General features: G+C 55.2%; 20 protein-coding genes and 1 pseudogene. 2 read left to right on the forward strand and 19 right to left on the reverse strand.

Going from position 1 to position 12,181, the window contains the following annotated elements; all coding sequences use genetic code 11:
* Nucleotides 1–163: 163 nt before the first annotated feature.
* The gene (locus QZR17_RS07625) at nt 164–679 is read left to right on the forward strand and encodes a hypothetical protein (RefSeq protein WP_297129606.1); all 516 of its coding nucleotides are present in this window, start codon (nt 164–166) and stop codon (nt 677–679) included.
* A gap of 137 nt (nt 680–816) precedes the next feature.
* On the opposite strand, the gene rpsN is transcribed toward QZR17_RS07625, so the two are convergent.
* From rpsN to rpsG, 17 genes are all read right to left on the reverse strand, one after another.
* Nucleotides 817–1,086, reverse strand: a complete 270-nt coding sequence (rpsN, locus tag QZR17_RS07630) for a 30S ribosomal protein S14 (RefSeq protein ID WP_296165247.1) — start codon at nt 1,084–1,086, stop codon at nt 817–819.
* A gap of 2 nt (nt 1,087–1,088) precedes the next feature.
* The gene (rplE, locus tag QZR17_RS07635; protein ID WP_296165244.1) at nt 1,089–1,661 is read right to left on the reverse strand and encodes a 50S ribosomal protein L5; all 573 of its coding nucleotides are present in this window, start codon (nt 1,659–1,661) and stop codon (nt 1,089–1,091) included.
* A 17-nt stretch (nt 1,662–1,678) separates the two neighbouring features.
* Complete coding sequence (gene rplX / locus QZR17_RS07640; RefSeq protein ID WP_297129608.1) at nt 1,679–1,996, reverse strand: 50S ribosomal protein L24; 318 nt, start codon at nt 1,994–1,996, stop codon at nt 1,679–1,681.
* 65 nt (nt 1,997–2,061) lie between these two features.
* Nucleotides 2,062–2,427 carry a 50S ribosomal protein L14 gene (rplN, locus tag QZR17_RS07645; protein ID WP_018106950.1) on the reverse strand — a complete coding sequence of 122 codons (366 nt, stop codon included), beginning with the start codon at nt 2,425–2,427 and terminating at the stop codon, nt 2,062–2,064.
* A 41-nt stretch (nt 2,428–2,468) separates the two neighbouring features.
* Nucleotides 2,469–2,741 carry a 30S ribosomal protein S17 gene (rpsQ, locus tag QZR17_RS07650; protein WP_070465525.1) on the reverse strand — a complete coding sequence of 91 codons (273 nt, stop codon included), beginning with the start codon at nt 2,739–2,741 and terminating at the stop codon, nt 2,469–2,471.
* Between the two features lie 8 nt (nt 2,742–2,749).
* The gene (gene rpmC / locus QZR17_RS07655) at nt 2,750–2,956 is read right to left on the reverse strand and encodes a 50S ribosomal protein L29 (RefSeq protein WP_297129611.1); all 207 of its coding nucleotides are present in this window, start codon (nt 2,954–2,956) and stop codon (nt 2,750–2,752) included.
* A 24-nt stretch (nt 2,957–2,980) separates the two neighbouring features.
* Complete coding sequence (gene rplP / locus QZR17_RS07660; protein WP_070465531.1) at nt 2,981–3,400, reverse strand: 50S ribosomal protein L16; 420 nt, start codon at nt 3,398–3,400, stop codon at nt 2,981–2,983.
* A 121-nt stretch (nt 3,401–3,521) separates the two neighbouring features.
* Complete coding sequence (gene rpsC / locus QZR17_RS07665; RefSeq protein ID WP_296164187.1) at nt 3,522–4,331, reverse strand: 30S ribosomal protein S3; 810 nt, start codon at nt 4,329–4,331, stop codon at nt 3,522–3,524.
* A gap of 6 nt (nt 4,332–4,337) precedes the next feature.
* Nucleotides 4,338–4,745 (reverse strand): 50S ribosomal protein L22, encoded by a 408-nt coding sequence (gene rplV / locus QZR17_RS07670; RefSeq protein WP_296164189.1) that lies wholly within the window; start codon nt 4,743–4,745, stop codon nt 4,338–4,340.
* 32 nt (nt 4,746–4,777) lie between these two features.
* Entirely contained in the window at nt 4,778–5,047 is a 270-nt protein-coding gene (gene rpsS, locus QZR17_RS07675) for a 30S ribosomal protein S19 (RefSeq protein WP_018106956.1), read from the reverse strand.
* A 38-nt stretch (nt 5,048–5,085) separates the two neighbouring features.
* Nucleotides 5,086–5,934, reverse strand: a complete 849-nt coding sequence (gene rplB, locus QZR17_RS07680; protein WP_297129614.1) for a 50S ribosomal protein L2 — start codon at nt 5,932–5,934, stop codon at nt 5,086–5,088.
* Nucleotides 5,935–5,942: 8 nt separating this feature from the next.
* Nucleotides 5,943–6,236, reverse strand: a complete 294-nt coding sequence (rplW, locus tag QZR17_RS07685; protein ID WP_296164194.1) for a 50S ribosomal protein L23 — start codon at nt 6,234–6,236, stop codon at nt 5,943–5,945.
* A gap of 27 nt (nt 6,237–6,263) precedes the next feature.
* Entirely contained in the window at nt 6,264–6,902 is a 639-nt protein-coding gene (rplD, locus tag QZR17_RS07690; RefSeq protein WP_070465549.1) for a 50S ribosomal protein L4, read from the reverse strand.
* A 10-nt stretch (nt 6,903–6,912) separates the two neighbouring features.
* Entirely contained in the window at nt 6,913–7,530 is a 618-nt protein-coding gene (rplC, locus tag QZR17_RS07695; protein WP_296164196.1) for a 50S ribosomal protein L3, read from the reverse strand.
* A 54-nt stretch (nt 7,531–7,584) separates the two neighbouring features.
* On the reverse strand, nt 7,585–7,896 hold the full coding sequence (gene rpsJ / locus QZR17_RS07700; RefSeq protein ID WP_018106961.1) for a 30S ribosomal protein S10: 312 nt from the start codon (nt 7,894–7,896) through the stop codon (nt 7,585–7,587).
* A gap of 35 nt (nt 7,897–7,931) precedes the next feature.
* Nucleotides 7,932–10,058 carry an elongation factor G gene (gene fusA / locus QZR17_RS07705; protein ID WP_297129616.1) on the reverse strand — a complete coding sequence of 709 codons (2,127 nt, stop codon included), beginning with the start codon at nt 10,056–10,058 and terminating at the stop codon, nt 7,932–7,934.
* 33 nt (nt 10,059–10,091) lie between these two features.
* On the reverse strand, nt 10,092–10,568 hold the full coding sequence (rpsG, locus tag QZR17_RS07710) for a 30S ribosomal protein S7 (protein ID WP_070465560.1): 477 nt from the start codon (nt 10,566–10,568) through the stop codon (nt 10,092–10,094).
* Between the two features lie 248 nt (nt 10,569–10,816).
* Between rpsG and QZR17_RS07715 the strand changes: the two genes are divergently transcribed.
* Nucleotides 10,817–11,026 (forward strand): hypothetical protein, encoded by a 210-nt coding sequence (locus QZR17_RS07715; protein WP_297129617.1) that lies wholly within the window; start codon nt 10,817–10,819, stop codon nt 11,024–11,026.
* Between the two features lie 343 nt (nt 11,027–11,369).
* On the opposite strand, the gene rpsL is transcribed toward QZR17_RS07715, so the two are convergent.
* A complete protein-coding gene (gene rpsL / locus QZR17_RS07720) occupies nt 11,370–11,750 on the reverse strand; it encodes a 30S ribosomal protein S12 (protein WP_070465563.1) in 381 nt (126 codons plus the stop codon).
* Between the two features lie 188 nt (nt 11,751–11,938).
* A pseudogene (locus tag QZR17_RS07725) lies at nt 11,939–12,181 on the reverse strand (hypothetical protein); the annotation flags it as partial.

Below are 12,181 nucleotides of genomic sequence, written 5' to 3' on the forward strand. Positions count from 1 at the left end.
ACAAAGGTAATCTCTTTTTACTCCCCCACCCAGCACATCAAAATGCGAATTAGCCTTGGAAACCGCTTGCAAAATACACCACACCGCACATAGTGTTGCCTAGACATAAACCTTTTTGAGTAGATTTGGAGGAGTACTATTGTGGACTGAAGTAGCCATCGTAATGAATACATACCACCCTTCGACGGATAGTTTCGCTATCTGGATCACCATTACCATACTCATCCTGTGCGCCTACATGATGTATGAGGGTCTTGCTCATCAGAGTGGTGCAATGAAGTGGATAGTCATTAGTATAGCAGCTCTGACAGCAATCGTTCCCCTATTCTTCTACCCCTTCCGAGAGTCTTTTGATCGCGATTCTCAGAAAATAAGGATACACTTCCTTGGCTACACTCGTATAATCTCTCGGGAAAACTATCCCATACTCCTTACCGGTCAAGACCTAATAAATGATGGGGCCATTCGCCGCTGTGCATCCGGGGGGCTATTTGGGTACTGGGGCAAGTGGAAGAGCGGGGACGGGCGCAACTTCACCTCCTATATCACCCATCGAAAAGAAAACGTCTACTACCTCTCTGACGGCACCAATATCATAGCCATCAACGCTCCCAACGAGTGGATATATCAGATGTATAAGTCTACATTACTGGGAGAAGAAGGTGGCGGAGATCACTAAGCTATCTTCCTGACCACAAACGCCAAGGGGTCCCCTCAGCACTTCAGGCTGAGGGGACCCCTTAAGTCTTGGTTGCCTATCTGGCGGTGATTGCTGTATCAGGAAAGATAAAGCGAATCACTCTGTAGCCGAAAGGCTTACCAGCTGGACTTCTTGACACCGGGGATGAGTCCCTTGGAGGCCATCTCACGGAACTGGATGCGTGAGAGACCGAAGAAACGCATATATCCGCGGGGACGTCCGGTGATGCTGCAGCGATTGTGCAGGCGGATGGGGGAGGCGTTGCGCGGGAGCTTTTGCAGTCCCTCGTAGTCACCGGCCTCCTTGAGCGCCTGACGCTTCTCAGCGTACTTATCGACGAGCTTCTGGCGCTTTACTTCGCGCGCCACCATGGATTTCTTGGCCATAATTACTTGGTTGCTTTCTTGCTCTTGGTATTTTTCTTAAAGGGGAGACCAAACTCGCGGAGGAGTGCGTAGCCCTCCTCGTCAGTCTCTGCGGAGGTGACGATGGTGATATTCATACCGAGGATCTTCGGGACAGTGTCCAGAACGATCTCCGGGAAGATGATCTGCTCATCGACACCGAAGGTGTAGTTACCACGACCATCCATGCGGGTCTCGAGACCCTTGAAGTCACGGATACGCGGCAGGGCGATATTGATCAGGCGGTCGAGGAAGTCGTACATCTGTCCGCGACGGAGGGTCACCATAGCACCGACGGGCATACCCTTACGGAGCTTGAAGTTGGAGATATCCTTCTTGGATCGGGTGATGACAGCCTTTTGGCCGGTGATCATCGCCAGCTCATTAGCTGCGATCTCGATGAGCTTCTTATCCTCGTGCTCGTCTCCGAGTCCGCGGCTGATGACGATCTTGACGAGATGGGGCACCTGCATGGTGGAGGTGTACCCAAATTCCTTCATCATCGCGGGGATGATCCGCTCCTTGTAGTCTTCCTTGATATTCTTAGCGATCGACATAGTAATCTCTATCTATATTAGTCCAGGACCTTGCCCGACTTAGCGACGCGCTGAGAGCGTCCATTGTCGTCCTTCTGACGATGGATACGGGTAGGCTTCTGAGTGTCGGGGTCGACAGGATTGAGCTTAGAGATATGCACCGGAGCCTCTCTCTTGACCATACCCCCCTGGGGGTTTTTGGCATTAGGCTTGGTGCGGCGTGTGATGAAATTAACGCCCTCGACGATGGCCGTCTCCTTGGAGGGATTGACCTCCAGGATGCGACCCTTCGAGCCCTTGTCCTCGCCGGAATTGACGAAGACGATGTCGCCCTTCTTTATGTGTAACTTTCTCATGATATTCTCTTATTTCTCTATAGGATGCTGAGTCTCACCGGGGGTGTCCCGGTCGCGCAAGGTGCTTAGAGCACCTCAGGCGCTAGAGAAACGATCTTCATATTCACGGCACGTATCTCACGAGCCACGGGGCCAAAGATACGGGTCCCTCTCAGCTCACCTGAGGGAGAGAGGAGTACGCAGGCGTTGTCGTCGAAGCGGATGTAGGAACCGTCCTCGCGGCGGATCTCCTTCTTGGTGCGTACGATGACGGCCTTGCTGACGGTTCCCTTCTTCATATCGGAGGAGGGGATCACGCTCTTGACGGTGACCACGATGGTGTCGCCTACGGAGGCGTACCGACGGTGGGTACCACCGAGCACACGGATACAGAGGGCCTCACGGGCGCCGCTGTTATCGGTAACTGTCAGTCTGGATTCTTGCTGTATCATAACTCTGTCCTAAAATTGTCTTGTGGTGGTTAGTCGGTCGATTACTTCGCTCTCTCGACGATGTCGATGACTCTCCAGCGCTTGCTCTTAGACAGAGGGCGGGTCTCCATGATGCGTACGGTATCACCCTCGTGGCACTCATTGGCCTCATCATGTGCGTGGTACTTCTTCGTCTTGGCGATGAACTTACCATACAGAGGGTGCTTCTCCTTCCACCGTACGGCGACGACGATGGTCTTATCCATCTTGTCGCTGACGACGACACCCTGTCTAACCTTGCGCAGGTTTCTGCTTGTCTCTTTTACTTCTTCCATGACCGCACTTAATTCTTAAGGGATTCATTGATTTCCTTCTCGTGGAGGATCGTCCGGAGACGAGCGACGAGTCGGCGCTGATTGGTGATCTCTGTGGGACGATCGAGAGGAGTGACGCTGTGCTGCATACGCAGCTGGTCGAGCTTGGCAGACTCCTGCTTGACGTGCTCTCTCAGATCCTGGATAGTGAGCTCTCTAATCTCTTGATTTTTCATACTACTATTCTATGCTCTGAGTGATTACTTCTCAAAGTCCCTGCGGACGATGAACTTGGTGTCGATGGGGAGCTTCTGCGCTGCGAGGCGAAGGGCCTCCTTGGCGATGTCGTAGCTAACGCCATCGATCTCGAAGATGATGCGACCGGGCGTGATGGGAGCGACGAAGCCGACGGGATCTCCCATACCCTTACCCATACGTACGTCCAAAGGCTTCTTGGTGATGGGCTTGTCGGGGAATATCCTGAGCCATACCTGTCCCTTACGCTCCATGTAGCGAGTGAGGGCGATACGAGCGGCCTCGATCTGACGACCGGTGAGCCAAGTGGTCCCCATGGCTTTCAATCCGAAACTTCCGAAGGCGAGCTGGGTACCACGATGGGCGTTGCCCTTCATCTTACCCTTATGGACTCTCCGGAACTTGGTCTTCTTGGGTTGTAACATTATGCTGTATTATCTAGCCAATTCTTGATAAAATAACTTGGGGTGCAGCGGCTGACTTATGCTCTCTCTGCCTGCCTGTGGCAGCCGTCGAGGATCTGTCTCCACTGCATAGGAGCCACTCTTATGCCTGTGCTCCGCCCTCGGTCCTGCCGCCGTTGCTGCGGCGACCACCGCGACCACCGCGACGACCACCACGGGCACCGCCGCGACGTCCTCCGCGATCATTACGTCCTCCGCGATCGTTACGTCCACCGCGACCGGCCTCATTGCGGGGCTGGCTGAAGTCGAGCGTCAGATCCTTCTTGCCATAGACCTCGCCACGGCAGATCCATACCTTGACACCGATGGCACCCACCTTGGTGTGAGCGGTCTCCATCGCGTAGTCGATATCGGCACGGAAGGTGTGGAGCGGGATGCGACCCTCCTTGAAGGTCTCGCTACGTGCCATCTCAGCATTATTGAGACGACCGTTGAGGAGCACCTTGACACCCTCGGCACCGGCACGCATGGCGTTACCGATGGCATTACGGGCGGCACGGCGGTAATTGACGCGACCCTCGATCTGGCGGGCGATGCTGTCGGCGACGATAGCAGCCTCCATGTCGGGGCGACGTACCTCGAAGATATTGATCTGGACCTCCTTGTCGGTGATCTTCTTGAGCTCTTCCTTGAGCTTATCCACCTCGCTGCCGCCGGGGCCGATGATACGTCCGGGACGTGCGGTGCAGATGGTGATGGTGATCAGCTTGAGGGTACGCTCGATGACGATGCGGGCTACACCGCTGTCGGTCAGTCGGGTATTGAGGTAGGTGCGGAGCTTATGATCCTCGTAGATTGTCTCAGCGACGTTAGCCTTCTTGCCAAACCACGAGCTGTCCCAGCCACGGATGATACCGAGGCGATTGCTTATTGGATTAGTCTTTTGTCCCATGGAAGTTTACTCGTTAATAGCGTTATCACGTGCATCGACATAGATCGTCAGATTGCTTCTTCTCTTGCGGACGCGATTGCCACGGCCCTGAGCACGGGCGCGCATCCTCTTGAGCGTAGGAGCCTCGTCGACGTAGATCTTGCTGATGTAGAGCTGCCCCTCGTCGGCGTGCTGCTCATTCTTCTGCTCCCAGTTGGCGACAGCACTCTTGAGGGTGCGGCCGACGACCTCGGAGGCGCGCTTATTAGAGTATCTGAGGACAGCCAGTGCCCTATTGACCTCCATGCCACGGACCATATCGATCACGAGGCGCATCTTACGGGGAGAGGAGGCGATATTGGTCAGGCTGGCAAAGTATAGTGACTGCTGAGCCTCCTTGCGGGCCTTAGCAGATTCTTTCTTTCGATTACCCATAGTTCTATTCTATATGATTTCGATTACCGGCCTTAGGATTTGCGGTTACCTGTGTGACCCTTGAAGGTACGGGTAGGTGCAAATTCGCCCAACTTGTGACCCACCATATTCTCAGTGACGAATACGGGGATAAACTTATGTCCGTTATGTACAGCGATCGTATGACCGACGAAGTCGGGAGAGATCATCGAAGCACGACTCCACGTCTTGATGACATTCTTCTCGTTCTTCTCATTCATCTCCAAGATACGCTTCTCGAGCTTCACGCTGATATACGGTCCTTTCTTAAGTGAACGGCTCATATTCTGTATTCTCTATTTTTGTCTAGGTAAAAAGAGGCTTACTTCGTACCCTTGCTATTACGCTTGGATTGACGACGCTCGATAATGTACTTGGAGGACTGCTTCTTAGGACGACGAGTCTTAAGACCCTTAGAGTAGAGGCCCTTGCGGCTTCTCGGGTGACCACCGGAGGCGCGACCCTCACCACCACCCATCGGGTGGTCTACAGGGTTCATCACGACGCCTCGGTTGTGGGGGCGGCGACCGAGCCAGCGGCTGCGACCGGCCTTACCGCTCTCCTCGAGGGAGTGCTCACCGTTGCTGACGCTACCGACGGTTGCGCGGCAGGCGGAGAGGATGCGGCGGGTCTCACCGCTCGGCAGTGAGATCACCACGTAGGTATCCTCGCGAGAGGTGAGCTGTGCGAAGTTGCCCGCACTGCGGACCATCTTGGCTCCCTGACCGGGACGAAGCTCGATATTGTGGATCACCGTACCTACGGGGATCTTGCCCAGAGGCAGAGAGTTGCCTACCTCAGGCACCGCGTTCTCGCCACTCATGACGGTCTGGCCGACCTTGAGGCCGGTGGGTGCGATGATGTAGGACTTGACACCGTCCGCATAGTAGATCAGAGCGATGTGAGCCGACCGATTAGGATCGTACTCGATGCTCTTAACCGTAGCGGGGATATCGTCTCTGCGACGCTTGAAGTCGATGATGCGGAGCTTACGCTTGTGACCACCACCGCGATAGCGGATGGTCATCTTACCGGTGTTGTTGCGACCGCCGGTGCTCTTCTTACCGACTACAAGGGACTTCTCTGGTACGTTGGTAGTAACTTCCTCGTGCGTACCAATAATTTTCTTTCTCTGGCCCGGAGTGGTGGGCTTCAGTTTACGTACTCCCATGTCGTGTATTAAATGTTACCGAAGAAGTCGATCGTCTCGCCTTCGGCAATCGTTACTATAGCCTTCTTATACGCGGGCTTGCGTCCCTCGACGAAGCCGTGCTTGGTATAGCGCGACTCCTTCTTACCGGAGTAGCGCATGGTATTGACCTTGAGTACATGGACGCCATAGGTCTCCTCGACAGCCTTGCGGATGTCGCTCTTATCGGCGCTGTACTGCACCTTGAAGCCATAGCGGGTAGGCATGGCCTCGGTGATGTCGGTCTGTTTCTCAGTGATGAGAGGTGCGATCAGTATTCCCATGATATTCTTCTCTTACTACTCTTATGATTACTTCTCCTCACGGCTGAGCTGAGCTGTGAGTGCCTCGAGTCCGCTCTCAGAGAAGATGAGGCAGTCAGCGTCGAGTACCTTGTAGGTATTGACGGCGACAGGCTCGGCAAAGGTGACGTTGGAGATATTGGCACCGGACTTGCGCACCTGCTCGCTTGCCTCGTGGAGGAGGAAGAGATCCTTCTTGTCCTCGATCTTGAGGGCCTTGAGGATGGCGGCGAAGTCCTTGGTCTTGTAGCTGTCCATCGTGAAGTCCTCGACGACGACGATGGCGTTATCCTTAGCCTTGTAAGTAAGTGCTGAGAGGCGGGCAAGGCGCTTGGTCTTGCGATTCACCTTCTGCTCATAATCACGGGGACGGGGGCCGAAGATCGTACCACCGCCGATCAGGATCGGGCTCTTCGTGTCACCACGACGAGCGCCACCGGTACCCTTCTGACGGAAGAGCTTGCGGGTGCTGTGGGCATTCTCACTACGCTCCTTGGTCTTAGCGGTCCCGCTGCGACGGTTGGCCATATGGCTCTTGACGTCGAGGTAGATCGCGTGATCATTGGGCTCAATGCCGAAGATGGCATCATCGAGGGTCACCTTGCGTCCGGTCTCTTCACCTTTAATATTTAGTACGTTCAGTTCCATATCTTCTGTCTTACTTCTCGATTAAAAGGATAGATCCCTTAGCGCCGGGGACACTGCCCTTGACGACGAGGACGTTCTGCTCGGGCATCACCTTGATGATGCGGAGGTTCTGGACGGTGATGCGGACGTTACCATCCTGTCCTGCCATACGCATACCGGGGAGGACGCGAGACGGGGTAGAGCACTCACCGACAGATCCGGGAGCGCGGAGGCGGTTCTTCTGACCGTGGGTGGACTGGCCGACCCCGCCGAAGTTGTGACGCTTCACGACGCCCTGGAAGCCCTTACCCTTGGAGATACCACAGATGTCGACGAAGGGGGTATCCTTGAAGATATCCACCGTCAGCTCGTCGCCCTCCTTGAGCTCCTTAGCATAATCCTTGAACTCGGCCAAGTGTCTCTTGGGCGTTGCTCCGGCCTTCTTGAAGTGACCCTGGAGGGGCTTCGTGACATGCTTCTCAGCGATGTCCTCGTAGCCTACCTGGACGGCGCTGTAGCCATCCTTCTCCACAGTCTTGACCTGAGTAACGACGCAAGGACCGGCTTCGATAACAGTGCATGGGATATTCTTCCCCTCGGCACTGAAGACGGATGTCATTCCGATTTTCTTTCCTAACAATCCTGGCATTTCAGTCTTGATTTAGTGAGTTAGTAATTGGTTGTAATACTTATCTCGTAGAGCTTAGAGATCGGTCTTGATCTCGATATCCACACCGCTGGGCAGCTCGAGGCGAGCCAGAGCGTCGACGGTGGAGGTATTGGCATTGACGAGATCGATCAGTCGCTTATAGGTGCAGAGCTCAAATTGCTCACGGCTCTTCTTATTGACGAAGGTCGACCTATTGACCGTAAAGATGCGCTTGTGCGTCGGCAGTGGGATAGGACCGCGTACGGTCACTCCGGTCGTGTCGACAGCCTTCACGATCTTCTCTGCAGACTTGTCTGCCAGAGTATGGTCGTAGGACTTGATCTTGATCCTGATTACCTGATTCATGTGATTGACTATCGTAATATGGTGATGATTGTCTATTACTTCAAGAGGTCGGCACGACCGTGCTTCTCCTCGAGCACCTGCTTAGCGATGTTGGTGCTCATCGGCTCGAAGTGATCAAACTCCATCGTGCTGCTGGCACGACCACTGGAGATGGTGCGGAGATCGGTCACGTAGCCAAACATCTCGGCGAGCGGCACGTGAGCCTTGACGATGCGGTCGTTATTGGATCCGGAGTCCATGCCCTGGACCATACCGCGACGCTTATTCAGGTCACCGATGATGTCACCCATGTAGTCCTCGGGGGTCACCACCTCGAGCTTCATAACGGGCTCAAGAAGGATCGGAGAGGCCTCCTCGCACGCCTTCTTGAAGGCCTGCATCGCTGCTACCTCGAAGGAGAGCTGATCAGAGTCCACCGGGTGGAAGCTACCATCGAGGAGGGTCACCTTGAGGTGATCAAGAGGATATCCGGCGAGGACACCGCTCTGCATAGCCTTCTCGAAGCCCTTCTGTACGGAGGGGATGTACTCCTTCGGCACGTTACCGCCCTTCACGCTGTCCTCAAACTGCAGCGGAGTCTCAGAGTCGGGATCGCCAGGGCCTACCTCCACGAGGATGTCGGCAAACTTACCACGACCACCGGTCTGCTTCTTGTAGACCTGACGGACTTGGACGGTATTGGCGATCGCCTCCTTGTAGCTTACCTGGGGACGACCCTCATTGGCCTCCACCTTGAACTCACGCTTCAGGCGCTCCACGATGATGTCGAGGTGGAGCTCACCCATACCGGATATGATCGTCTGACCGGTCTCCTCGTCAGTGCGTACCTGGAAGGTCGGATCCTCCTCAGCAAGCTTCTGGAGACCACTGTCGAGCTTCTCGGTATCGGCCTGAGTCTTGGGCTCTACAGAGATACTGATCACCGGATCGGGGAAGGTGATCGACTCGAGGAGGATCGGCTCAGCGTCCGGGTCGCAGATGGTGTCACCGGTGCGGATATCCTTGAAGCCCACTCCGGCACCGATATCACCGGTGTCGATGGTGTCCATAGGATTCTGCTTATTGGAGAACATCTCGTAGAGACGGCTGATGCGCTCCTTCTTCTCGGTACGGCTGTTGTAGACGTAGGAGCCGGCATCGAGGTGACCGGTATATACTCTGAAGTAGCAGAGACGACCAACGTAGGGATCGGATGCCACCTTGAAGGCGAGTGCCGTCAGGGGAGAGTCGTGCTCCACGGTACGGGTGATCTTCACGCTCTCGTCGAGAGGATCGGTACCGGTGATGGTATCCTGGTCGATCGGGCTGGGGAGGAAAGCGCAGATCGCATCGAGGAGCGGCTGCACGCCCTTATTCTTGAAAGAAGAGCCACAGATGACGGGATTGACCGTCAGGTCGAGGGTGCCCTTACGGAGAGCGGCGAGGATCTCATCCTCGGTGATGGTGGAGGGATCCTCCAGCATCTTCTCCATAATGGTGTCGTCTACATCAGCCAGAGCCTCGAGCATCGACTCGCGCCAGTGCTCAGCCTCCTCCATCAGCTCGGCGGGGATCTCGTCTACCTCGTAGTCAGCGCCCATGGTCTCGTCGTGCCAGTAGATGGCGCACATGCGGATCAGGTCGATGACGCCCTTGAAATTCTCCTCCGCACCGATAGGCAGCTGGATTGGCACTGCGTTAGCACCGAGCATATCACGCATAGACTTGACGGCCTTGAGGAAGTTGGCACCGCTGCGGTCCATCTTATTGACGTAGCAGAGACGGGGCACACCGTACTTCTCAGCCTGACGCCATACGGTCTCGCTCTGCGGCTGTACGCCGGCAACGGAGTCGAAGGTCTCGATGGCACCGTCGAGGACGCGGAGCGAGCGCTCCACCTCAGCGGTAAAGTCGACGTGTCCGGGAGTGTCGATCAGGTTGAGCTTATACTTCTTATCCTTATAGGGCCAGAAGGCGGTGGTGCAGGCGGAGGTGATGGTGATACCACGCTCCTGCTCCTCCTCCATCCAGTCCATCGTAGCGGCACCCTCGTGCACCTCACCGATCTTGTGGATCAGTCCGGTGTAGTAGAGGATACGCTCCGAGGTGGTAGTCTTACCGGCATCGATGTGAGCCATGATACCGATATTGCGTGTGAGTTCCAGGTGATTTTTAGCAGCCATTGTGACTTCTTTCTTACTTATATAGGTTGTGGATTACAGACGAAAGTGAGCGAAGGCACGGTTAGCCTCAGCCATACGGTGGATGTCCTCCTTACGCTTGAAGGCACCGCCCTGCTGATTGTACGCGTCCATGATCTCAGCAGCGAGCTTCTCAGCCATGGTCTTACCACCTCTCTTGCGAGCGTAGCCGATGAGGTTCTTCATAGAGATGGACTCCTTGCGCTCCGGGGTTACCTGAGTAGGCACCTGGAAGTTGGCACCACCGATACGGCGGCTCTTCACCTCCACCTGGGGAGTGACGTTCTCGAGAGCCTGCTTCCAGATCTCGATAGGGGTCTTCTCCTCCTTGGCCATCTTATCCTTGACGATGTCCAAGGCGTTGTAGAAGATCTTGAAGGAAAGATTCTTCTTTCCGTCAAGCATCATATGGTTGACGAACTTCGTCACCTTCCGATCTCCATAGACGGGATCAGGAAGGATAGCCCTTTGTTTCTTGGAAAATTTTCTCATTTCTCTTAGTTTTGACTTACGCTCTCTTACTCAGCTACCGGGCCTCCCGCGGGGGAGTGACCACGGAGCGAAAGCTCCAGAGCTGTGGGAGGGGTGCGACACCGATGATCCTGTAGGAACGTCTGGCAAGTGGGGTCCCGGGTGGCATCCCATTCCGATGCCCGTCATTACTATACCCGTGGTCACCTGCGCAGCGCCACCTCGGCGGTGAGCGCGCTGCTCCCGATATGTTCTCTTCTTAGTATGGGATGAGGCTCCTTATCATAAGGTCGGGTCCCCATCGGGATCCATCCCCGGACTGCATCCGCCTACCGACCGGACATAAGCTTCTCTTCGTCCACGCTAACCTCCACCTGCGGGACTCTTCCCGCCGCTTCATAGGTCCGCTCTGTCTCAGCAATACCTTGCTACCTACCGACAGCATCCTCGTACGCAAGGATGGGGCTCCGATACTATAGCGACGCTATGTCTCACATAGGAGACCTCAGCCAGCATAGGGTATGCGGTCCGTCTCAGATATAAGACCGGCATACCGCCGCTATTTCATTAAGTCAGAGAGTGTGATGGAGATATCTCAGACACTTTCTCGATCTTACTCACCGGGATCCTTCGGCTTAGCCTGCCTACTCCCGGTAGGGCCAAATTGATGGTCACTCTCGATCGCAGTGCTCTCACTCTGCTCTCCTTTGCTACATTATACGCTCTACCCTACTGCCGCGATCCACTGACCGGACACCGCACGAGGCGGGTGAGGGGAGATGATAAAAATAAGTACTTCGGTAGTCGAAGTCGCCGCTTGGCTTACTTCTTCTCCTTAGGTCTCTTCACGCCGTACTTACTGCGACGCTGCTTGCGATCCGCTACGCCGCCGGTATCGAGAGTACCGCGGACGATGTGGTAGCGCACACCGGGGAGATCCTTCACACGACCACCACGGACGAGCACGATAGAGTGCTCCTGGAGGTTGTGACCCTCACCGGGGATATAGCAATTGACCTCCCTGCCATTCGTCAGACGGACACGTGCCACCTTCCTCATCGCTGAGTTAGGCTTCTTAGGGGTCGTGGTATAGACCCTGACACAGACGCCGCGACGCTGGGGGCATCCCTGGAGAGCCGGGCTCTTGCCCTTCTCCTGGAGGCTCTTGCGACCACTACGGACTAGCTGTTGAATTGTTGGCATCTTGCTTTGATAATAAAACCTATAATCGATTCACCGCCCGCCATCACGCACCTTACCGGCGTGACTGCCAGGCTATTTCTCGCTCGCGACAGGGTACACCCCATCGCTTCGGAGTGCAAAGGTACGAAATACTTCCCTCTACTGCAAGTCATTCAAGCTCTTACGCATCGCCCGACCCCGCTCTTGGGCTAATTCGCATTTTGATGTGCTGGGAGGGGGAGGGAAATAGAGATTACCTTTGTTGAGGAGAGGGATTCAGGAAAAGTGGAGAGCAACTCGGTAGAGAAAGAAGTCGGTGTTTCTAGCACCATGTTGACGCTGATGAAGCGCTGGAGATTTTGGTTGAGAGCCTCCGCCTTGGCGTTGCTCTCCCTGCGGTAGAAGTACCTCAGAATGGGGGTGGAGTTTGACCGGAGGAAGTTGGCGATGTT

The sequence above is a fragment of the uncultured Porphyromonas sp. genome, from assembly GCF_900541275.1.
In the GTDB taxonomy this organism is placed as follows: Bacteria; Bacteroidota; Bacteroidia; order Bacteroidales; family Porphyromonadaceae; genus Porphyromonas_A.